Source organism: Pseudonocardia sp. MH-G8 (assembly GCF_002262885.1).
Lineage (GTDB): Bacteria > Actinomycetota > Actinomycetes > Mycobacteriales > Pseudonocardiaceae > Pseudonocardia.
In genome coordinates this window covers 220802-241901 of the sequence record NZ_NKYF01000005.1, presented here as the reverse complement: position 1 = coordinate 241901, position 21100 = coordinate 220802, and the positions used below count along the sequence as shown (strand labels likewise).

The window sequence follows — 21100 nt, the reverse complement described above, 5'->3', positions numbered from 1 at the left end:
TCCTCAGCTCCCGCGGTAGGTCGAGTAGGCGAACGGTGACAGCAGCAGCGGCACGTGGTGGTGGCGCCCCGCGTCGGTCACGGTGAAGGTGACGGCGACCTCGGGGTAGAACCCCTGCTGCCCGGTGGCGGTGAAGTAGGCCGCCGTGTCGAACGTGATCCGGTAGTCGCCCTCGGGCAGCGTCGCGGCGAGCCGGGCGATCCGGCCGTCGTCGTCGGTGACGCCGGCGGCGAGCTCGGTGCCGTCGACGGCGGCGAGCCGGACGGGGACCCCGACGGCCGGCGCGCCGCGGGTGGCGTCGAGCACGTGCGTCGAGAGACTCATGAGACCACCAGCCGCTCGATCCGCAGCCGGTTGATCGCCGCCAGCTCGCGCAGCGCCACGGCGCGCTCGGTGGCCGGGTCGTTGCCCAACCGGGCGTGCAGGGTCGCGAGCAGGTCGTCGGCGCTGCGCCCGGCGGCGCAGACCAGGTAGACGTGCCCGAACCGCTCCTCGTAGGCGCGGTTGCCCTCGGCGAGCGCGGTGCGCACGTCGGCCGCGGCCGTGGCGACCGCGCTCTGCTCCCGCCGCGACGCCCCGGCCGCGGCACGGTCGCCGATGCGGGGGTGGCCCGCCAGCGCCTCGTCGAGGTCGGCGTCGGTGAGGGCCGCCGCGGCCGCCTCCTGCAGCGCGCCCGTCGACCGGTACGGCCGCCCGGCCGCAACCTGCCGCGCCCAGCGGGGCGCCCGGCACACGCCCAGTAGCTCCCGCTCGGCCTCGGCGGCATCCAGCGCGTCGAACTGCGTGATCTTCACGTGTATCCTCTCCCGAAGGCCCGCGCCCGGGCCGTCGCGATCGGGTTGGCGCCGGCCACGAGGTCGGCGAAGCGGTGGTTGGCGACCTTGGCGATCTCGATCAGCGCGGCGGCGTGCTCCTGGGCCGGTGAGTTCGAAAGGCGCCGCTGCCCCTCGGCGAGTACCCGGTCGCGCGTGGCGGCCTCGCGCACGCACACGATCAGGGGGATGCCGAACCGCTCCCGGTAGGCCGCCGCCAGCGCCGCGAACTCCTCCCGGTCGTCGTCGGCGAGCCGGGTGAGGCCCGCGCACGACTGGTCGCGGGCGGAGTCCTCGCCCTCGTCACCGTCGGCCACGCGGTCGCCGCCCAGGTCGGGGTAGGCCGACATCAGCGCGCGCTGCGCGTCGGCGGGGGCGGCGAACAGGGCTTCCTGGAACGCCGCACGCAGGTTCGCGGTGTCGGCGAAGGGCCTGCGGTCGTAGGCGCGGGCGACCACGTCGGTCGGGCCCTGGAACAGCCGGCCGAACGTCGCGACGAACTCCTCGCGGGTCATGCGGTTGACCTGCTCCAGCCGCACGGTGCCCGCGCCCGGGGTGCCGGCGACCGCCGGGCCGCGGCCCCCTCCGATGTGGTGGAACACCACGTTGAGCCCGATCGCGGCGATGCTGCCCAAGGTGATGCCCGAACCGAACACGATCTGTGCCCACCCGGGCACGGCCGTGGCGACGTCGGGCTGCGCGGTCACGAGCATTGCGAGCCCCACGCTGGAGCCGACGATGACGACGTTGCGGTGGTCGTGGAAGTCGACGCGGGACAGCGTCTGGATGCCGACCACGGCGACCGTCGCGAACATCGCCAGCGCCGCACCGCCCAGCACCGGGTGCGGGATGCCGGCCACGATCGCGCCCGCCTTCGGGAGCAGCCCCAGCACGATCATGAACCCACCCGCGGCGACGACCACCCACCGGCTCTTGACCTGCGTGAGCCGCACGAGCCCGACGTTCTCGGCGAAGCACGTGTAGGGGAAGGAGTTGAGGACGCCGCCGATCGTCGTGGAGAGCCCGTCCGCGCGCAGGGCCCGCGTGACGTCCTCGCGCCCGACCCGCTTGTCGACGATCTCGCCGGTGGCGAAGACGTCGCCGGTGGTCTCCACCGCGGTGATGAGCATGACCACGATCATGGACACGATCGCCGCGACGCTGAACTGCGGCCACCCGAAGTGGAACGGGGTCGTGACGCCGAACCAGGCCGACTCCCCCACCTGGTCGAAGTGGGCGTCCCCCAGCAGCCACGCGACGCCCGTGCCGAGCACGAGCCCGACCAGCACCGCGACCGTGGCCATGAAGCCCCGGAACAGCCGCTGGATCACCACGATCACGGCGAGGGTGCCGAGGGCGTAGGCCAGGTGGCGCGGGTTGCCCGGCTGGGGGTCGGAGCCGCCCCCGACGACGTCCAGCGCGGCCACCGGCAGCAGCGCCAGCCCGATGATCAGGATGACCGATCCGGTGACGACCGGCGGGAAGAACCGGATCAGGCGGCCGAAGAACGGGGCGACGAGGAACGTGACGAGCCCGGCGACGATCACCGCGCCGTAGATCACCAGCAGCCCGTCGGTGCCCCCGCCGGCCGCCAGCCCGATCGCGATCATGGGTGAGACGGCGGTGAACGTGACGCCCTGCAGCAGCGGCAGCCGCACGCCGACCTTCCAGAACCCGGCGGCCTGGATGATCGAGGCGATGCCGCAGGTGAACAGGTCGGCGTTGATCAGGTGGATGAGCTCGCGGTCCGACAGGCCGATCGCACCGGCCAGCAGGATCGGGACGATGACGGCACCCGCGTAGAACGCGAGCACATGTTGGAACCCGTAGACCGCGAGCCTGCCCGCGGGCAGCACCTCGTCGACGGGATGGGGACGGCGTTTCGCGGCAGTTCCGCTCACGGGACACCTCGTTGTGCAGGCGGCGGGGACCCGATGAACGATGACCGGCCGCGGGTGGCGCCCGACACCCCCCGAACCCACAAACCGTCCGGCACGGGGCGCGGTGGCGCTGTGCGATCCGACAGGTGCCTGCCCGCCGGTTGCGTCGACGTGGTTGCACGCCACGCCCCCGCCGATACGCTCTCACCTGCGCCGATGAGATCACGCGGCACGCTCCGACGGCGATTGGCGAACCATGACCTCAGCGCTCGGAGTGGACGGTGACGTCGGCGCAGCGGTGCACCCCCTCGACCGACCGGTCCTGCACGCGGCCGGGGACGGCCAGACCGCGCCCGGCCCGTTCGCCACCCGCGGCCGCGGGGTGACGCGCTCACGGAGCCTGCGCCACGCCGTCGTGCAGCTCGCCTGCGTCGCGATCCTCCTGGGCGCGGTGGAGCTCGCCGCGGTCGCCGCAGGGCCGGCCCCGATCTGGATGAACGTACTGGTGACGCTCACGGCCGCGGCGTTCGTCGGCGCCGGGGCGCTGGCCTGGCTGCGCCGCCCGAGCAGCGACATCGGCGCCGTGCTCACCGCCGGCGGGTTCGTCTGGCTCGCCGCCGACTTCGGCAACGCGACGGCTCCCGCGCTGGTCGCGATCGCGACGATCACCGCGACGGTGCCGCTCGCGGTGATCGTGCACCTGCTGGTGAGCTTCCCCTCCGGCCGGTTGACCGGCCGGGGTGCGCGGGTGCTGGTCGGCGTGGCCTACCTGACGTGCCTCGTGCTGCAGGCGCCGCTGTACCTGTTCGCCGACGCCCCGGCCCCGTACGACACCCTCCAGGTCGCGGTCCGGCCCGAGCTGGTGAGCATCGGCGGGTGGGCGCAGAACGTCGTCGGGATGGCCGTGATGGCGGTGACCGCATGGCTGCTCGTGGGGCGCCTGCGCGCCGCGACCCCGCCACAGCGGCGCGTGCTCGCCCCGCTCTACGCCTACAGCACCGCCGCGGTGCTGCTCGTGCCGCTCAGTGCCATCGTCGTCGCCCCGGCGCTGGGGTGGAACCCGACCACGCTCTACGCCGTGCAGGTGGCGGGCATCGGTCTGGTCCCCATCGCGTTCGTCTGGTCGCTGCTGCGCGGCGGCTTCGCGCGCACCGCCGAACTCGAGGAGCTCGGCGCATGGCTGGGTGTCGAGGAGCGCGGGCACGCGGCGCTGCGGCGGGCGCTCGCCGAGACCCTCGGCGACCCCACGCTCCAACTCGTCTTCTGGCTCCCCGACCGCGGCTACGTCGACGCCGCCGGCACGGTCGCCGCCGCGACTCCCGTCGCCGGTGCGCACCGCGGCGTGTCCGAGATCGAGCTGGCGGGGGCCCGCGTGGGGGCGATCACCTACGACCGTGCGTCGTTGGACGATCCGGCCCTCGTCGCCACGGCGGGCCGGGTCGTCGCGATCGCGGTCGACCGGGAGCGTCTCACCGCCGAGCTGCTGGCGAACCAGGAGGCGCTGCACCGTTCGCGCCAACGCATCGTCGAGGCAGGCGATCGGGAGCGCCGCCGGATCGAGCGGAACCTCCACGACGGCGCCCAGCAGCGCATGATGACCGTCGCGATGGGGCTCCGCCTCACCGAGGCGCACCTGTCCGGCGCCGACCCGGCCGCCGGACGGCTGCTCGCGGCCGCGGCGAGTGACCTCGAAGGCGCCATGCGCGAGCTGCGCGAGCTCGCGCGCGGCCTGCACCCCTCGCTCCTCGCCGACACCGGGCTGGCGGGGTCGCTGGAGTCGCTCGCCGAACGGTCGGCGGTGCCGGTGCACCTGTCGGTGCGCCTCGCGGCCGACCTCCCGCAGGCGGCGCAGATCGGGGCGTACTACGTCGTCGCCGAGGCGTTGACCAATGCCGCGCGCCACTCGGGCGCCACCCGCCTCGAGGTGCGCGCCGCCACCCGGGGCCGGCTCCTGCACGTCGAGGTCGTCGACGACGGCGTCGGCGGCGCGGCCCCCGCGCCCGGCTCGGGCCTGGAGGGGCTCGCGGACCGGGTCGACGCGCTCGGTGGCCGCCTCCGGATCACCAGCCCGGCCGGCGCCGGGACCGCACTCGTCGCGGAGCTCCCGTGCGGGTGATGCTCGTCGACGACGCCGCGCTCGTGCGCGACGGCATCGCCCGGCTGCTCACCGCGGGCGGGTTCGACGTCGTGGACCAGCGGGCGGACGCGCTCGGACTGGTCGGCGCGGTGCGTGCGGCAGCGCCCGACGTCGTGGTCATGGACGTGCGGATGCCCCCGACCTACACCACCGAGGGGCTGCAGGCGGCCGTCGAACTCAAGGCCGCCGTGCCCGACGTGGGAGTGCTGATGCTGTCCCAGCACGTGGAGAGCCGCCACGCGATCGACCTGCTGACCGGCAGCGGCGCCGGCGTGGGATACCTGCTCAAGGAACGCATCAGCCGCCCGGCCGAGCTCGGCGAGGCCGTGCGTCGCATCGCCGCGGGCGGCACCGCCGTCGACCCCGAGGTCGTCGCCGCTGTCCTCGGAACGCGGCGGGCCCCCGACCCGCTGCAGCGGCTCACCGCCCGGGAACACGACGTGCTGGCCCTCGTCGCCGAGGGACTGTCCAACGACGCGATCGCCGCCCGGCTGGTCGTCACCGCCCGGACGGTCGAGGCGCACATGGCGAACATCCTCATCAAGCTCGGCCTCGCCACCGAGGCGGGCACCCACCGTCGTGTGCTCGCCGTGCTGGCCTACCTGCGGGTGCGGGCCTCGGACCGCTGAGGTCTCCGTGCTGGCTCGGAAGACGCGGCATCCGCCCGCGGGGAGGATCGCGCCGGTACCGGACCTGTGAGCCGGTCGGAGTGAGATGGGGTTCCCGCCATGCGAGTCGTGATCCTGGGTGCCGGGTTCGGTGGGCTGGAGCTGGCCACGAGGTTGTCCGAGACCGTCGGCGGCGAGGTCGACGTGGTGCTGGTCGATCAGAGCGACACCTTCGTCTTCGGGTTCTCGAAGCTCGACGTCATGTTCGGGCGGCTGCCGCCCTCGGCGGTCCGCCACTCCTACCGCGACCACGTGAAGCCCGGGGTCCGGGTGGTCCGGGCGGTGGTGCACGCGATCGATCCGGTCGCGAAGCGCGTCGAGACCGACGCCGGGCCCCTCGACGCCGACGTCCTGGTGGTCGCGCTCGGCGCCGATCTGCACCCCGGTGCCACGCCCGGGTTGGTCGAGGGCGGTCACGAGTTCTACACGATCGCGGGCGCCTTCGCGTTGCGCGAGGTCCTGGCCCGGTTCGCGGGCGGCCACGTGGTCGTCGGAGTCACCTCGACGCCGTTCAAGTGCCCGCCCGCGCCGAGCGAGACGGCCCTGCTGATGCACGACCACCTCACCCGGCGCGGCATCCGCGAGGCGTCCCGGATCTCGCTCGTGATGCCGATGGGGGTCCCCATCCCCCCGTCGCCGGGCGCGTCGGCGGCGTTGCTCGCCGCCTTCGCGGAACGCGGGATCGAGTGGCACCCCGACCGGTGCGTCCAGGCGCTCGACCCGGCCCGTGGGGTCGCGGTGCTCAACGACGGCAGCGAGCTGCCCTACGACCTGTTCCTCGGCGTCCCGGTGCACCGCGTGCCGGCCGTCGTGGAGAAGTCGGGAATGACCGTGGACGGCTGGGTCCCGGTGGACCCGCTGACCCTCGAGACCGCGTTCCCGGGCGTCTACGCGATCGGGGACGTCACAAGCGTCGGCACCCCGAAGGCGGGCGTCTTCGCCGAGGGGCAGGCGCTGGTGGTCGCCGACCGGATCACCGCGCTCGTCCGGGGCACCGCGCCGTCCGGGGGCTACGGCGGCCACGGCACCTGCTACATGGAGTTCGGCCACAACCAGGTGGCGGCCGTCGACGTCACGTTCCTTCCCGGCCAACCACCCCGAGGGACCATCGACGGCCCTTCGCGGGCCATCGCCGCCGACAAGGTCGAGTTCGGCGCGCAGCGCACCCTGCGCTGGTTCGGCCGCACGTACGTCGCGCCGGATCAGCCACCCGTCTGACATCTCCGTGCTGGCTCGGAGGACGGGCCCTCCCGCCGTCCATACGCTCGACCTGGTCGCGGCGCCAACGGGGAGGGATCCGCCACCGACGGTCATCGAGGCGAATGGAGCCGCCGTGTTGCAGGAGCAGATGACCGGAGCGCGACGGGTGCCTTCGGAGGGGATGGCGCCGCGACCACGTCACGGAACCCGCAACGGTTCCCGATACGGGATGCCGAGCGACCTCGCGGCGCTGTGGGGCCCCGCGGGTGCGGGCAACCGGCCGCCGCGGGTACTCGGGTTGTTCGCCCATCCCGACGACGAGGTGTTCTGCGTCGGCGGCACGATCGCCCGGTGCGCCGCGGCGGGCGCGACGACCGCGATCGTGTCGCTCACCCGCGGCGAGGCCGGTCAGATCCGCGACGCCACCGCCGCCACGAGGCGGACGCTGGGCGCCGTGCGTGCCGCGGAGCTGGCACGGGCCGGCGACGCGCTGGGGGTGGACCACGTGACGTGCCTGGACCTGGGAGACGGGCGTCTCGGGAAGCAGCCGCTCACCGAGGTCGCCGCGACGGCCCGGGCGGTGATCGCGTCGTTCCGGCCCGACGTGGTCGTCACGTTCGGACCCGACGGAGCGACCGGCCACCCGGACCACGCCATGTCCTGCCTCGCGACGGCCGAGGCGATCCGCACCACGGCCGACCCGCCGCGACTGCTGCACGCCCGGTTCCCGGTGCAGGAGCAGCTCCTGCTCGACGTCCTCGTCGCCTGGCTCACCTCGCACGACGAGCGGTTCACCGGGACCGCCGAGTTCGGCCACGCGCTGAAGCTGATCGCCGACGGTTGTTCGATGCTGGGCGTCGCGGCCGACCACTTCGACGTCGAGTGGTTCCCCGCGGGCTCGTCGATCATCGAGCAGGGTGAGTTCGGCACCGAGCTGTTCTGCATCCTGTCCGGCTCGGCCGACATCCTGGCCGAGGGCGCCGACGGCCACGTGCACGACCTCGCCACCGTCGGTCCCGGGTGCTTCGTCGGCGAGGACGAGATCGCCACCCGGTGCCCGCGCAAGGCGCACGTGGTGGCACGCGAGGACGTGACGTGCCTCGTGCTCTCCCCGGGCCGTGCGGACCCGTCGGCGGGCCGGGACGCAGGGGGCGCGGGGACCGAGCCCGCCGGCACGGAACGCTTCGCCGTCGACGTGCACGCGGCGCTGGACCACAAGGTGGCGGCCCTCGCGGCGCACCGCACGCAGTACGCCCTGGGCGCGGACCTGCTCCCGCGGACGCTGCTGGAGTCCCTGTTCGCAACCGAGCACTTCACCGTCGCGCAGCCCGCGCACGCCGCACCGGCCGAGGAATCCCATGAACACGCCGTTCTGTGAACCGGCGGGTGCCGCTGCGGCGGAGCTCGCGTTCCTGTCGACGTTCCCCGACTTCGACCCGCACGGCGCCCTGGCCGAACTGCGGCGGGTCGAGTACGGGCGCCTCGACGCCGACGCCCACGTGTACCTCGACTACACCGGCGGCGGGCTGCACGCGGCGAGCCAGATCCGAGACCACGCCGAGCTGCTGTGCACCCGAGTGCTCGGCAACCCGCACTCGAACAACCCGACGTCGCTGGCGGCCACCGAACTCGTCGAGCGCACGCGGTCGCTGGTCCGCGAGTTCTTCCACGCGCCCGCCGACGAGTACCTGTGCATCTTCACCGCCAACGCGAGCGCCGCGCTCCGGCTGGTCGGCGAGTCGTACCGGTTCGGGCCCGGCGGCACGTTCGCGCTCACCTTCGACAACCACAACTCGGTCAACGGCATCCGGGAGTACGCCCGCCGCAGGGGCGCCCACGTCGCCTACGTCCCCGTGGTGGCACCGGAGCTGCGCCTCGATCGCACCGCGATGACCGACACCCTCCGCGCGGCCGACCCGTCGGCGCGCAACCTGCTCGCGTTCCCCGCCCAGTCCAACTTCTCCGGCGTCCAGCACGACCTCGACCTGGTCGACGAGGCGCACGACGCCGGGTGGGACGTGCTGGTCGACGCCGCCGCGTTCGCGCCCACCAACCGGTTCGACGTCGCGGCGACGCGCCCGGATTTCGCGACGTTCTCGTTCTACAAGGTCTTCGGCTTCCCGACGGGGGTCGGTTGCCTCCTGATGCGACGCGACCGCCTCGACGCCCTCGTGCGGCCCTGGTTCGCGGGCGGCACGATCACGATCGCGTCCGTGCAGGGGGACGGCCACTACCTGCACCTCGACGAGGCGGCGTTCGAGGACGGCACCGTCGACTACCTGAACCTCCCGGCCGTCGGAACCGGTCTGCAACACATCGCCCGCACCGGCCTGGACTCCATCCACTCCCGCGTGGCCTGCCTGACGGCCTGGGTGCTCGGCGCGCTCGCCGGGCTCCACCACTCCAACGGCCGCCCGCTCGTCCAGGTCCACGGACCGACCGGCACCACCGCGCGCGGAGGCACGGTGACGTTCACGATGCGCGACCGCGACGGCCACCCCGTCGACGACCGCCGGGTCGAGGAGCTGGCCATGCGGGTCAACATCTCGCTGCGCACCGGGTGCTTCTGCAATCCGGGCGCCGGCGAGATCGCCCACCACCTCGGCTCCGAGGCCATGCGGAAGTGGTTCGTCCGGAACGAGCCGATCTCGTTCCTCGAGCTCCGCGAGCGGCTCTACGCCGAGCACGACCTGCTCGTGGCCGCCATCAGGATCTCCGTCGGCATCGCCAGCAACTTCGCCGACGTGTACCGGTTCATGTGCTTCCTGCAGGGATTCGTCGACAAGACCGTCGACGACATCGGGCGCATCGAGTTCGTGTCCGACAGCTGCCGAATCACGCGCGACGCCGCGTAGGAGGAAGGGTCACACGATGAAGCTGACCTACGGTGAGGTCATCGACGGGCTCTCCGTCGACGGCGCTGCGGTGCGGGCCGCCGTGTTCGACGAGAACGCCGTGCGCGCCGCGGCCGGTGTGACGATGGCGCTGGGAGCGCTGGCCTTCGGGTACGCGTTCTTCGCGAACGTGTACCCCCCGATCCAGGTCATCACCGTGTTCTTCTTCGTGGAGTTCCTGATCCGCGTGACGGCGGGACTCACCTACAGCCCGGTCGGCGTGCTCGCCCGGTGGCTGACCCGGCGGGTGCCGCCGGAGTGGGTCTCGGCCAAGCCGAAGCGGTTCGCGTGGACCCTCGGCCTGGTCATGTCGCTGGCCATGGCCGTCATCACGAACGTCGGGATCCGCGGAGCGCTTCCCGCGACGATCTGCCTGATCTGCCTCGTGCTGATGTGGTTCGAGGCGGTGCTGGGCAGGTGCCTGGGCTGCGAGATCCACGGCCTGTTGGTCCGGCGGGGATGGGCGACGAAGGACCCGGCCTTCGAGATCTGCGCGAACGGAGCCTGCGCCGTTCCCCGTCAACCGTCGAGCGCGTGATGGGACTCGCCGGCGACGGAACGTCTCAGCGTTCGCTGCCCGCGGGCAGCGGCTCCAGCACCAGGTCCTCGAACTTGCGGCGGATCGTCTCCATCCGCCACTTGTTGCTGAACACCGCGAGCACGGCGCCGTCGGAGCGGCGGGTGAGCACCTCCACCTCGCTCTGCCCGGCCAGCAGCGCGGCACCGGCCTCGTCGGTGCGGCGGGTGATCGTGTAGCCGAGGTTCTCCAGCCTGACGGGAGCGCGGAACTCCGACTCCAGCCGGGAGGTCACCACCTCGAACTGCAGCGGGCCCACGGCCGCCAGTACCGGCGCCTGGTCGCCACGCAGGTCCGAGACCAGCACCTGGATGACGCCCTCGCTGTCGAGCTGCTCGATGCCGCGGCGGAACTGCTTGTACGCCCCTGCGTCGGCGGCGCGCACCACGGCGAAGTGCTCGGGCGCGAAGCTCGGGATCGACGGGAAGTGCACCGGGTCGGACGCGTAGAGGGTGTCGCCCGGGCGCAGCGCGCCCGCGTTGACCAGGCCGACGATGTCGCCCGGGAACGCCTCCTCCACGGTGGTGCGCTGCTGGCCGAACACGGCCTGCGCGTACTTCGTGGCGAACGGGCGACCCGTCGCGGCGTGGGTGAGCACCATTCCGCGCTCGAACCGGCCCGAGCAGATCCGCACGAACGCCATGCGGTCGCGGTGGGCGCGGTCCATGCCGGCCTGGACCTTGAACACCAGCCCCGACAGCGGCGCCTCCAGCGGGCGCGGGGTGCCCTCGGCGTCGTCGCGCGCTTCGGGGGGCGGCGCGAGGTCGACCAGCGCGTCGAGCAGCCGCCGGACCCCCACACCGGTGAGCGCGGCGCCGAACAGCACCGGCGTGGCGCTGCCGGCGAGGAAGTCCTTCTCGTCGAACTCGGCACCGATCTCGTGCAGCAGCGCCAGCTCGTCCTTCGCCGCGGGCCAGAACTCCGGCTCGGCCGCGGCGACCTCCGCCTCGGACACCTGCTGGGCCTCGGCGCGGGTGGCGCCCCCGGCGGTGCGCGTGAAGCGGGTGAACTCGCCCGTAGCGCACTCGACCAGGCCGCGCAGCTCCCCCGCGATCCCCACCGGCCACGTCAGCGGCATCGGACGCAGCCCGATCGTCTGCTCCACCTCGTCGAGCAGTTCCAGGGCCTCCCGGCCCGGCCGGTCCCACTTGTTGACGAACGTGAGCACCGGGATGCCGCGGGTGCGGCAGACGTCGAACAGCTTCAGGGTCTGCGGCTCGAGGCCCTTCGCCGCGTCCAGCAGCATCACCGCGGCGTCGACGGCGGCGAGCACCCGGTAGGTGTCCTCGGAGAAGTCACCGTGGCCGGGCGTGTCGAGCAGGTTGATCACGCAGTCGCGGTAGGCGAACTGCAGCACCGCCGACGTGATCGAGATGCCGCGCTTGCGCTCCATCTCCATCCAGTCCGACGTGACACCGCGCCGGCCGGACTTGCCGTGCACCGCCCCGGCCTCGTCGATCACCTCGGCGTAGAGCGCGAGCGCCTCGGTGAGCGTGGACTTGCCGGCATCGGGGTGGCTGATCACGGCGAACGTACGGCGCCTGCGCGCCTGCGCCGGCACGCCCGCCGGCTCGGCGTGGACCGCTGAATGGACCTCTGACATCAGGTCCCCAGCTTACGTGGCCCGCGTCTGCGCCCGCGGGGCACGGTCGGCGGCCACGCGCTCGGCCACCCGGACGGCGAGCGCGACGATCGCGAGCGTCGGTCCGACCGCCCCGCCCGTCGGGAAGACGGCGCTGCCCGCGACGAACAGGTTGGCGCAGCCGTGCACCCGGCAGTCCCGGTCCACGACGCCCGCGCGCGGCGAGTCGGCCATCCGCAGCAGCCCCATCTGGTGCGTGCCGTCGGTGAAGGGCATCGTCGCGATGCGCTCGGCGTCGGCCGTGTCGACCGCGCCCAGCCCGAGCCGCGCGAACTCCGCGCCGATCAGCTCCATGCTGCGCCGGATCCGGTCCCGGTCGCCGTCCGAGACCCGGTAGTGGATCGCCGGCCGCCGCTGGCCCAGCGCGTCGCGCTCGCGGGAGAGCGTGACGCGGTTGTACGGCTCGGGGGTCTGCTCGGCGTCGAACCGCAGCCGGCAGGTCGCGCCGTCCAGCGGCATGAACGAGGGCAGGATCCGCCCGCCGGTGACCCGCGGCAGCGCCCACGACCCGGCGAACCGAGCGACGCGCGGCCAGTCGCGCACGACGTTGCCCACGTGCGCGCCCAACCCGCTCGCGTCGGCGTAGCGGGCATGGGTGCCCGCGGCCTTGAAGCCCATCCGCGCCCGGTGCAGCGCGTAGTAGGTGAGCGAGAACGTCGAGAGCAGGCCGTCGCGGTGGGTCGGGTCCATGGGGTCGGCGAACCACAGGGCGGCCTTGAGGTTGCCCAGCCCGTGGCGCTCCTGCACCTCGGGCGAGAGCGCCAGCATGCGGCGCGCGTAGACGCCGTCGCGGGTGCGCCGGTAGCCCAGCCCCAGCGCGCGCCCGCGGTCGCCGAGCACGACGGTGCCGACCTCGCCGACCGGGTGGGTCATGTAGTGGCGCCCGACCTGGTCGTGCTCGTTGCCCAGGCCCGCGGGCGTCTGCCGGTCGGAGGCGAGCAGGATCCGCGCAGACTCCAACCCGCCTGCGGCGAGCACGAACGTCCCGGCCGTCACGGTGATCTCGGCACCCGCTCGCGGCACGACCACCGCCTCGGTGACGGCGCCACCCACCGGGTCGCGCTCCAGACGCACCACGGTGGCCTCGACCAGCAGCCGGACGTTGCGGGCGCGGGCCAGCGCGCGCATCCGCCCGTCGAACGCCGTGGGCGGGCTCCAGCGCCACAGCCGCTCCACGTCGAGCGTCGCCGACGGGGGCACCGCCGCGCGCGGGAGCCCGGCGGCCGTGGCCCTGTAGTCGTACTCGCCCGCCTGGAGGTGCCGCTGCGCCCGCCGCAGGTGCGGGGCGAGCTCGTCGGGAGACACCGGCCAGCCGGGCACGCCCGCCCACTCCCGCGGCGCGTGGTCGAGCGGGTCGAGCGGGGCGCAGCGCCCGCCCCAGACCAGGCTCGTGCCGCCCAGCCGCTTCTGCCGCACGGCCTCGGCCGGGTCGTGGACCTCGGATTCGGCTGCGGCGCGGTAGGTGTCCAGGTGATCGCCGGTGTAGCGATCCGCACCGCCTTCGAGGACCACGACGTCGACCCCGCGCACGGCCAGTTCCGCGGCCACGGTGGCACCCGCCGGACCGGTCCCGATCACGCAGACCTCCGCCGAGATGCGGGTTTCCGGCGCGAGGTCACGCGCATCGATCAGCACGTCGCCCGAGGGTAGTGACGCCCGGAGCCCGCGGTCGGCCCCCGTCTCTTGCACACTGGGGAGATGCGAGTCCGGGAGATGGCCGCGGCGGTGCGGGTGCTGGCCAAGGGCGACCTGGCGCGCTACGGCGGCTCCGGCACGTCGGAGACGGCGCAGCTCGAACGCGACCTGCGTGCGCGGATCGGCGTCGAGCACGCGCTCGCCGTCAACAGCGGCACGAGCGCGCTCGTCGGCGCGCTGGTCGGCGCCGGGATCGGCCCGGGCGACGAGGTGCTGGTGCCCGCGTTCACCTGGGTGGCCACCGCGGCGGCGCCGCTGGCGGTCGGTGCCGTACCGGTGCTGGTCGAGATCGACGAGAGCCTGACGATGGACGCGGCCGACCTCGCGTGCAAGGTCACGCCGCACACGCGCGCCGTGATCCCGGTGCACATGCTGAACCTCGTCTGCGACATGGACGCGATCATGAAGGTGGCCGCCGAGCACGACCTGGTCGTCATCGAGGACGCCTGCCAGGCCATCGGCGTGACGCACCGCGGCCGCCGCGTCGGCTCGATCGGGCACGCCGGCGCGTTCAGCTTCAACCAGCACAAGAACATCACCTCCGGTGAGGGCGGCGCCGTCCTGACGAACGACCGGCGCATCCACGCCCGCGCCGCGATGCACCACGACGTCGGCAGCTACGAGCGGCCGGGCTGGATCGAGACCGAGGCCCTGTTCCCCGGCGTCAACCACCGGATGCCGGAGCTCTCGGCCGCGGTGCTGCGCCCCCAGCTCGCCCGCATCGACGCCCAGCTCGCGCGCCGCCGCGACCGCAGGCGCCGGGTGCTGGACCGGATCGCGGGCAGCTCCTGGTCCGGCGTCTCCGTCGCCCCGCACCACGACCCGTCCTCCGCCGTGGGGCTGGCGCTCACCTTCGAGGACCCGGCGCAGGCGCAGGCGTTCGGCGCGCTGCGCGGGGCGCGGCGGCTGCTCGACAGCGGCCGGCACGTCTACGCGAACTGGCAGCCGGTGCTCGCCAAGCGCGCCCACCACCCCCGGCTCGACCCGCACGCGTGGGCCCACCGCGAGGTCGACTACGGCCCCGGCTCCTGCCCGGTCACCCTCGACGTGCTGGCCCGCACGTGCGCCGTCGAGCTCGCGCCGGAGGTGCCGACCCCGGCCTTCCAGGTGCTGACGCGGGCCATGGGTCGCTGATCGGGCATCCCCGATCAGCGACTGCGTCCGTTGGCGAGCCGTCGCAGCTCGCGGGAGAGCATCTCCAGCCCCTGCACGTGAGCGCGCAGGGCCTCGATGCGGCTGTCGGTGGCGGCGCGGTACATCGCCAGCCGCCCGTGCAGCTCGCTGCTGCGCTCGGCGTCGGATCCGGTGTCGGACTCCAGCCCGTCGATCGTGTCCAGCAGGTCGCGCATCTGCTCCAGGCTGAAGTCGAGCGGCTTGAGCGTCTTGACCAGCGCGAGCCGCTCGATGTCGGCCTCGGTGTAGAGCCGGAAACCGCCGGTGGAGCGCTCGGACGGGACGACGAGGCCCATCTCGTCCCAATGGCGGATCGTGCGCAGCGAGAGCCCGACCCGCGCCGCAACCTCACCGATCTGCATCACCGACCGCACCTCCCCCGCGCCGCGCCCGGCTGCGAGCTTAAGCGCACCCCCCACCCGCACCTTGGAGCCGTACTGCTGTTCTGAGCGCGAAAAATCAGCAGCATGGCTCCAAGGTGGGGTTCGGTTATTTCTGCGCGCGCGTGAAGCCTTCCGGGACGATCAGGTCTTCCGGCGTCAGGTCGCCGATCGATCCTCGGCCCAGGCCCAGCAGGGCCTCGTCGATCCCGCTGCGCAGGATCTGCAGCACGTTCGTGACGCCGGCCTCGCCGTTCGCGGCCATGCCCCACAGGTAGGCCCGGCCGATCAGCACGGCCCGCGCGCCCAGGGCGAGCGCCTTGACGACGTCGCTGCCGCGGCGCACGCCGCCGTCGAGCAGCACCTCCACCTGATCTCCGACGGCGTCGACGACGGCGGGCAGGGCGCGGATCGAAGCGGGTGTGCCGTCGAGGTTGTTGCCGCCGTGGTTGGACACCGAGATCGCGGTGGCCCCGGCGTCGACGGCGCGGCGCGCGTCGTCCGGGTGCATGATCCCCTTCACCGCGAACGGGCCACCCCACTGCTCGCGCAGCCAGGCGATGTCCTCCCAGGTGGGCAGCGGGGTCTGCATCCACTCGCCGTACGCGCCGAAGAACGTGGGTGCCTGCTCGCCCGCGGCGGCGAGGTTCGGCGTGGTCAGGTCGGGCAGCGCGCCGCTGCGGGCCCAGTCGAGCAGGTAGCGCGGGCGCACGACGGCTTCGGGCGCGAACCGCAGCATCGCCTTGAGGTCGAGCCGCTCGGGGATCATCGGGCTGCCCCAGTCGCGCCGGGACGCGAAGGTCCAGTCGAGCGTGACGATGAGCGCCTTCGCCCCAGCGGTCCGGGCCCGCTCGGCCCGGGCGAGGATGCGCTCACGCGTGCCGACCCAGTACATCTGGAAGAACGTGGCCGGGTTGGCCGCCACGACCTGTTCCACGGGCTTGCTCGCGAACGAGCTCAGGCCGATGGCCGTGCCCGCTGCGGCGGCGGCGCGGGCCACGGCCACCTCGCCTTCCGGGTGGACGGCCTGCACACCGGTCGGTGAGATGACCACCGGGAACGCGATGTCCTGCCCGAGCACAGAGGTGGCCTGCAGGCGCTGCGCGGGCAGGTCCGCGATGTGCGGGCGGAAACCGATCTCGTCGAACGCCTCGACGTTGTCGGTGAGGGTGAGCCCGCGCTCCTGACCCGCCACCAGCGCCATGTACACCGACTTCGGCAGCCGCCTGCGCGCTCGCCGCTGCGCCTCGGCGACCGACTCGAACCACTCCCTCGTGCTGGCCATGGGCGACACACTAACCAGCGCGACCCGCCCGACCACGTGACGCGCGCCTCGTGGCGGTCGCGCGGTGAGGTTTCTTTCCACCGCCCGGGAACGCTGTTCGGTCACGGCACCTCCGTGCGGACGATGTCAGGAAACCTGACGCACGGAAGGAGCCCCTGGTGACCACCATTCCCCGGAACCAGTGGTACGTGGCCGCCTACGGCCGCGAGATCTCCCACGAGCTGTTCTCGCGCACCATCTGCGGCGAGTCCGTCCTGTTCTGGCGCACCGCCGCCGGCGAGGTGACGGCCATGTCGGACCGCTGCGTGCACCGCCGGTTCCCGCTCTCCCAGGCCCCCACCCGCCTCGTCGAGGACCAGGTGGTCTGTGGGTACCACGGCTTCACCTACGCCGCAGACGGCCGTTGCGTCGCGGTGCCGGGCCAGACCCGCGTGCCGCGCACCGCCCGCCTGCGCTCCTACCCCGTCGTCGAGCAGGACTCGTTCGTCTGGATCTTCATCGGCGATCCGGACCGCGCCGACGCGGCGCGCATCCCCCGGGCGCCGTGGCTGGACTCCCCCGGCTACACGACCGTCAGTGGGATGGAGCCCCTCGCCGCGCGCTACGAACTGCTCGTGGACAACCTGCTCGACCTCTCGCACGAGACCTACCTGCACGGCGGTTACATCGGCACGCCGGAGGTGGCCTCCACCCCGATCCGCACCGAGGTGGACGAGGCGGCCGGTGTCGTCACCGTCAGCCGGCACATGGACGACGCGGAGTGCCCGCCGTTCTACGCCCGGTCCACCGGTCTCACGGGGCGGATCTCCCGGTGGCAGGACATCGAGTACACGCCGCCGTGCCTCTACACGCTCCACTCGCGGATCGCGCCGGTCGGGAGCGTGCCGCACCCCGACGGCGGCGACCCGGACGCCTTCCACGTCGAGGTCGTCTACGCGATCACCCCCGAGACCGAGCACTCCACGCACGACTTCTGGGCCGTCGCCCGCGACTTCGCCCGCGACGACCAGGAGGTCTCGGACTTCCTGGCCGAGCAGAACCGCACCGTCGTCCTGCAGGACGTCGAGGCGCTCGACGTGCTGGAACAGGTGATCGCCACCGAGCCCGCGGGCTACCAGGAGCTCTCGATCAACATCGACACCGGTGGGCTCGCGGCCCGCCGGATGCTCGCGGCACTCGTCGCGGCCGCGCCGGCCGGGGCGGGCACGTGACCGGCGTCCTGCGGGTGGACTGGGTGCCCGGCAGCGACCGCCTGCGCGGCACCTGCCACTGCGGCGCCGCGCACGTCGCCGACGGACCCGTCGAGATGTGGGAGTGGCTGCTGGCGCACCCCGTCGGGCACGGCGCGCCCGTTCCGGCCCCGCATCCGGAGCCGGCCATGGCCGGGGCGTCGCGATGACCGAGGAGCTGCGCGAGCTCGTCGTCGCCGGACGCACCGACGCCGCCGAGGGCGTGGTGACTCTCGTGCTGCGCGATCCGGCCGGCGCGGCGCTGCCGCCGTGGGAGCCCGGTGCGCACGTCGACCTCGTGCTCACCCCCGAGCTGACCCGCCAGTACTCGCTCTGCGGCGACCCCGCCGACCGCGGCGCGTGGCGGATCGCCGTGCTGCGCGAGCCGGACGGACGCGGCGGCTCGGAGTTCGTGCACGAGAAGCTGCTGCCCGGCACGACCGTGCCCGTCCGCGGTCCGCGCAACCACTTCGCCCTGGTCCCGGCCCCGCGCTACCTGTTCGTGGCCGGCGGCGTCGGGATCACCCCGATCGCGACGATGCTCGCCGCCGCCACCGACGCCGGGGCGGACTGGCAGCTGGTGTACGGCGGGCGCAGCGCCGCGACCATGGCCTTCGCCGCCGAGCTGCGCGCCGCGCACGGCGAGCGGGTCCAGCTGCGCCCGCAGGACGAGCACGGCCTGCTCGACCTCGACGCGATGCTCGCCGCGGCGGCTCCGGGCACCCTCGTCTACTGCTGCGGGCCGACGCCGCTGCTGGACGCCGTGGAGCAGCGGTGCGCCGGGTGGCCGCCGGGCACCCTGCACGTCGAGCGGTTCGCGCCGAAGGAGGTGGGCGCGCCGGTACTGGCAGGGGCGTTCGAGGTCGAGCTGGCGCAGTCGGGCGCGACGGTGACCGTGCCGCCGGACCGCGCGGTCCTCGACGTCCTGGAGGAGTCCGGCGTCGCGCTGCTGTCGTCGTGCCGGGAGGGCACCTGCGGCACCTGCGAGACCGCCGTGCTCTCCGGCGTGGTGGACCACCGCGACTCGCTGCTCACCGAGGAGGAGCGCGCGGCGCACGACACGATGTTCCCCTGCGTCTCCCGCGCAGCCGGCCCCAAACTGGTGCTAGACCTCTGAGGGCCCCGCCCCCGGGCGCAGCGGGAGCCAGGCGAGCACGTCCTGGATGCGGGCGTCCCAGTAGCCCCACTCGTGCTCGCCGGGCGAGAACTCGGCGCGCAGCGGCACTCCCGCGGCCCGGCACGCGTCGCGGAACGCCTCGTTCTCCCCGAGCAGCGGGTCCTCCGTGCCGCAGCACAGGTACAGGCCCGGCAGCACCCCGGCGTCGGAGTGCTCGAGCAGCGCGTGCAGGTCGTGCGGGCTCCCGGCGACCTCCTCGTCGCCGAACACGCGCGCGAACAGGTGCGGGTCCTCCGGGCGAGGGCGAAGGCGCGCGGTCACGTCGAGCGCTCCGGAGAGGCTCGCCGCCGCGGCGAAGCGCTCCGGCGCCCGCAACGCCCAGCGCAGGGCGCCGTACCCGCCCATCGACAGGCCGGCCACGAAGGTGTCCTCGCGCCGGTCGGACACCCGGAAGAAGGCGCCGACGATCTCGGGCAGCTCCTCGGACAGGAAGGTCCAGTACCGCCCGCCCGCGGCCTGGTCGGCGTAGAAGCTGCGGTGCACCTGCGGCATCACCACCGCGAGCCCGAGCGCGGCGGCGTAGCGCTCGATCGAGGTGCGCCGCAGCCAGGTCGTGTCGTCGTCGCTGAGCCCGTGCAGCAGGTACAACACGGGAGGTGGGCCGTCGCCGCCGCCCGCCATCCCGATCTGGGTGCTGGTGCGCTGGGGCAGGAGCACGGTCATCGAGGTGCTCAGGCCGAGGACGTCGGAGAAGAAGTCGCATCGCAGGTGGGCCACACGTCGAATCCTGCACGGTGGGCACAGGTGGATACCGGAACGGTGTCAGAGCTTGACAGCGCCCACGCCCACTGTTGCGATCTAGCGACCGCTCACCCACCCGGGTGAGTGCGGGCGGTCCTGTACACGGTGGTGCGGACATCGGCCACCTTGACGCGCAAGGAGGCGCCGATGGGCCCCGAGCCCGCACAGAACCAGATCACGCTCCCGAGCAAGTACCTGCCGCCGGTCGATTTCCGGGATCTCCCGGAACCGGTGTCGCTGCGCAAGATCTCCGGGGCGAGCGTCATCATCCTCGCCACGGCCATCGGGTCCGGGGAGACGATCCTCTGGCCCTACATCACGTCCCAGATCGGTTTCGTCTTCATCTGGGCCGCGCTCGTCGGGTTCGGCATCCAGTTCTTCCTCAACATGGAGATCGAGCGCTACACGCTCGCCACCGGGGAGTCCGCGATCACGGGCTTCACCCGGCTCTGGAAGCCGTGGTGGTGGCTGTTCATCATCTTCGCGCTCTGCCAGAACTTCTGGCCCGGCTGGGCCACCGGCGCGGCCACGACCGCGACGTTCGTCCTCGACCTGGGCGAGAACGCGCCGATCGTCCCGATCACGATCGCGGCACTGATCGCGATCGGCATCACCCTCACGCTGTCGCCGGTCGTCTACCAGGCCGTCGAGAAGATCCAGTTCGTGCTGGTGGCGATCATCATGATCATCATCGTCGTCGCGATCCCCGTGGCGACCACGGGCGAGGCCTGGGGTGCACTCGTCAGCGAGGGCATCGGCCAGGCCACCTTCCCGCTCGGACACCCGGATCTCAGCATCCCGCTGCTCCTGGGTGCGCTCGCCTTCGCCGGCGCGGGCGGCGCGAACAACCTGGTGCAGAGCAACTACATCCGGGACAAGGGCATGGGCATGGGCGCCCACATGCCCAAGATCGTCTCGCCGATCACGGGACACGAGGAGGCGCGGCCCTCACTCGGGTACATGTTCCCGGTCAACGACGAGAACATGCGGCGCTGGCGCGGGTGGTGGAAGGTCGCGAACTGGGAACAGTTCATCACCTTCTTCCTCGTCGGCGTCCTGTCGCTCATCGTCCTGTCGGTGCTCGCGTACTCCACGCTGCCGCGCGGGGTGCAGGCGCAGGACCTCGAGTTCCTGTTCCTCGAGGGGCAGACCCTCCAGCAGACCGTGGCCCCGTGGTTCGGCACCGCCTTCTGGATCGCCGCGACGGTCGCGCTCTTCTCGACCAACCTCGGGATCCTCGACTACACCAGCCGGCTGATCGCCGACCAGTTCAAGGTCAACGCGCTCAAGGACAGCACGACCTGGACCGAGAGCCGGATCTACGTCATCACCGTCTGGATCATGATCCTCGTGGGCTCGCTGATCCTCCTCGCGGGCGTCGACCAGCCGTTCCTGCTCGTGGTCATCGCGTCGTCGATCGCGGGCGTGCAGATGTTCTTCTACTCCGGCCTGCTGGCGTGGCTGAACAGGAAGGCGCTGCCGAAGGAGATCCAGGTCAGCGGGGTGCGACTGGCCGTGCTGGCCGTCTCGTTCCTCTTCTTCGGCTTCCTGTCGGTCATGCTCGTCCTCGACAACCTCAGTGGCGGATGATCTGTTGCTCAAACGGTTGT

19 protein-coding genes are annotated in these 21100 nt (G+C 73.0%); 11 read left to right on the top strand and 8 right to left on the bottom strand.

Annotated features, from left to right (window positions below; translation table 11 throughout):
* Positions 1-3: 3 nt before the first annotated feature.
* Genes uraH through uraD (CFP66_RS15190) form a run of 3 tightly spaced genes read right to left on the bottom strand, consistent with a single transcriptional unit; the run spans position 4 to position 2713 of the window.
* On the bottom strand, positions 4-324 hold the full coding sequence (gene uraH, locus CFP66_RS15200; RefSeq protein ID WP_094924394.1) for a hydroxyisourate hydrolase: 321 nt from the start codon (positions 322-324) through the stop codon (positions 4-6).
* Entirely contained in the window at positions 321-794 is a 474-nt protein-coding gene (gene uraD, locus CFP66_RS15195; RefSeq protein ID WP_094924391.1) for a 2-oxo-4-hydroxy-4-carboxy-5-ureidoimidazoline decarboxylase, read from the bottom strand. Before uraD (CFP66_RS15195) ends, uraH begins: the two co-directional genes overlap by 4 nt.
* Entirely contained in the window at positions 791-2713 is a 1923-nt protein-coding gene (uraD, locus tag CFP66_RS15190) for a 2-oxo-4-hydroxy-4-carboxy-5-ureidoimidazoline decarboxylase (RefSeq protein ID WP_094924388.1), read from the bottom strand. The genes uraD (CFP66_RS15195) and uraD (CFP66_RS15190) overlap by 4 nt, the downstream gene beginning before the upstream one ends.
* A gap of 235 nt (positions 2714-2948) precedes the next feature.
* Between uraD (CFP66_RS15190) and CFP66_RS15185 the strand changes: the two genes are divergently transcribed.
* The 6 genes from CFP66_RS15185 to CFP66_RS15160 all read left to right on the top strand — a co-directional run bounded on the left by CFP66_RS15185 (position 2949) and on the right by CFP66_RS15160 (position 10129).
* Entirely contained in the window at positions 2949-4808 is a 1860-nt protein-coding gene (locus CFP66_RS15185; RefSeq protein ID WP_143517267.1) for a histidine kinase, read from the top strand.
* Positions 4808-5458: a response regulator gene (locus CFP66_RS15180; RefSeq protein WP_369805071.1), complete on the top strand. Its 651-nt coding sequence runs from the start codon at positions 4808-4810 to the stop codon at positions 5456-5458. Before CFP66_RS15185 ends, CFP66_RS15180 begins: the two co-directional genes overlap by 1 nt.
* 99 nt (positions 5459-5557) lie before the next feature.
* Positions 5558-6715: an NAD(P)/FAD-dependent oxidoreductase gene (locus tag CFP66_RS15175; RefSeq protein WP_094924379.1), complete on the top strand. Its 1158-nt coding sequence runs from the start codon at positions 5558-5560 to the stop codon at positions 6713-6715.
* Between the two features lie 211 nt (positions 6716-6926).
* Positions 6927-8075, top strand: a complete 1149-nt coding sequence (locus CFP66_RS15170; RefSeq protein WP_158228109.1) for a PIG-L family deacetylase — start codon at positions 6927-6929, stop codon at positions 8073-8075.
* Positions 8056-9552: an aminotransferase class V-fold PLP-dependent enzyme gene (locus CFP66_RS15165; protein ID WP_094924373.1), complete on the top strand. Its 1497-nt coding sequence runs from the start codon at positions 8056-8058 to the stop codon at positions 9550-9552. The genes CFP66_RS15170 and CFP66_RS15165 overlap by 20 nt, the downstream gene beginning before the upstream one ends.
* A gap of 16 nt (positions 9553-9568) precedes the next feature.
* Entirely contained in the window at positions 9569-10129 is a 561-nt protein-coding gene (locus CFP66_RS15160) for a DUF4395 domain-containing protein (protein ID WP_094924370.1), read from the top strand.
* 25 nt (positions 10130-10154) lie between these two features.
* Here CFP66_RS15160 and CFP66_RS15155 read toward each other — a convergent pair whose 3' ends face one another.
* The gene (locus CFP66_RS15155; protein ID WP_094924368.1) at positions 10155-11771 is read right to left on the bottom strand and encodes a peptide chain release factor 3; all 1617 of its coding nucleotides are present in this window, start codon (positions 11769-11771) and stop codon (positions 10155-10157) included.
* 12 nt (positions 11772-11783) lie between these two features.
* Entirely contained in the window at positions 11784-13445 is a 1662-nt protein-coding gene (locus CFP66_RS15150) for a GMC oxidoreductase (RefSeq protein ID WP_094924366.1), read from the bottom strand.
* Between the two features lie 63 nt (positions 13446-13508).
* Here CFP66_RS15150 and CFP66_RS15145 point away from each other — a divergent pair, with 63 nt between their 5' ends.
* The gene (locus tag CFP66_RS15145; protein WP_233159448.1) at positions 13509-14639 is read left to right on the top strand and encodes a DegT/DnrJ/EryC1/StrS aminotransferase family protein; all 1131 of its coding nucleotides are present in this window, start codon (positions 13509-13511) and stop codon (positions 14637-14639) included.
* 14 nt (positions 14640-14653) lie between these two features.
* Here CFP66_RS15145 and CFP66_RS15140 read toward each other — a convergent pair whose 3' ends face one another.
* Complete coding sequence (locus tag CFP66_RS15140) at positions 14654-15040, bottom strand: MerR family transcriptional regulator (protein ID WP_094924362.1); 387 nt, start codon at positions 15038-15040, stop codon at positions 14654-14656.
* Positions 15041-15167: 127 nt separating this feature from the next.
* The gene (mftD, locus tag CFP66_RS15135) at positions 15168-16343 is read right to left on the bottom strand and encodes a pre-mycofactocin synthase MftD (protein WP_094924359.1); all 1176 of its coding nucleotides are present in this window, start codon (positions 16341-16343) and stop codon (positions 15168-15170) included.
* Positions 16344-16501: 158 nt separating this feature from the next.
* On the opposite strand from mftD, the gene CFP66_RS15130 reads away from it, so the two are divergent.
* Genes CFP66_RS15130 through CFP66_RS15120 form a run of 3 tightly spaced genes read left to right on the top strand, consistent with a single transcriptional unit; the run spans position 16502 to position 18689 of the window.
* A complete protein-coding gene (locus CFP66_RS15130; RefSeq protein WP_094924356.1) occupies positions 16502-17554 on the top strand; it encodes an aromatic ring-hydroxylating dioxygenase subunit alpha in 1053 nt (350 codons plus the stop codon).
* Positions 17551-17742: a hypothetical protein gene (locus CFP66_RS15125; protein WP_094924353.1), complete on the top strand. Its 192-nt coding sequence runs from the start codon at positions 17551-17553 to the stop codon at positions 17740-17742. The genes CFP66_RS15130 and CFP66_RS15125 overlap by 4 nt, the downstream gene beginning before the upstream one ends.
* On the top strand, positions 17739-18689 hold the full coding sequence (locus CFP66_RS15120) for a PDR/VanB family oxidoreductase (protein ID WP_094924350.1): 951 nt from the start codon (positions 17739-17741) through the stop codon (positions 18687-18689). The genes CFP66_RS15125 and CFP66_RS15120 overlap by 4 nt, the downstream gene beginning before the upstream one ends.
* Here CFP66_RS15120 and CFP66_RS15115 read toward each other — a convergent pair.
* On the bottom strand, positions 18678-19466 hold the full coding sequence (locus CFP66_RS15115) for an alpha/beta hydrolase family protein (RefSeq protein WP_094924348.1): 789 nt from the start codon (positions 19464-19466) through the stop codon (positions 18678-18680). The genes CFP66_RS15120 and CFP66_RS15115 overlap by 12 nt on opposite strands.
* 171 nt (positions 19467-19637) lie before the next feature.
* Here CFP66_RS15115 and CFP66_RS15110 point away from each other — a divergent pair, with 171 nt between their 5' ends.
* Positions 19638-21080 (top strand): Nramp family divalent metal transporter, encoded by a 1443-nt coding sequence (locus CFP66_RS15110; protein ID WP_094924345.1) that lies wholly within the window; start codon positions 19638-19640, stop codon positions 21078-21080.
* The last annotated feature ends 20 nt before the right edge of the window (positions 21081-21100 follow it).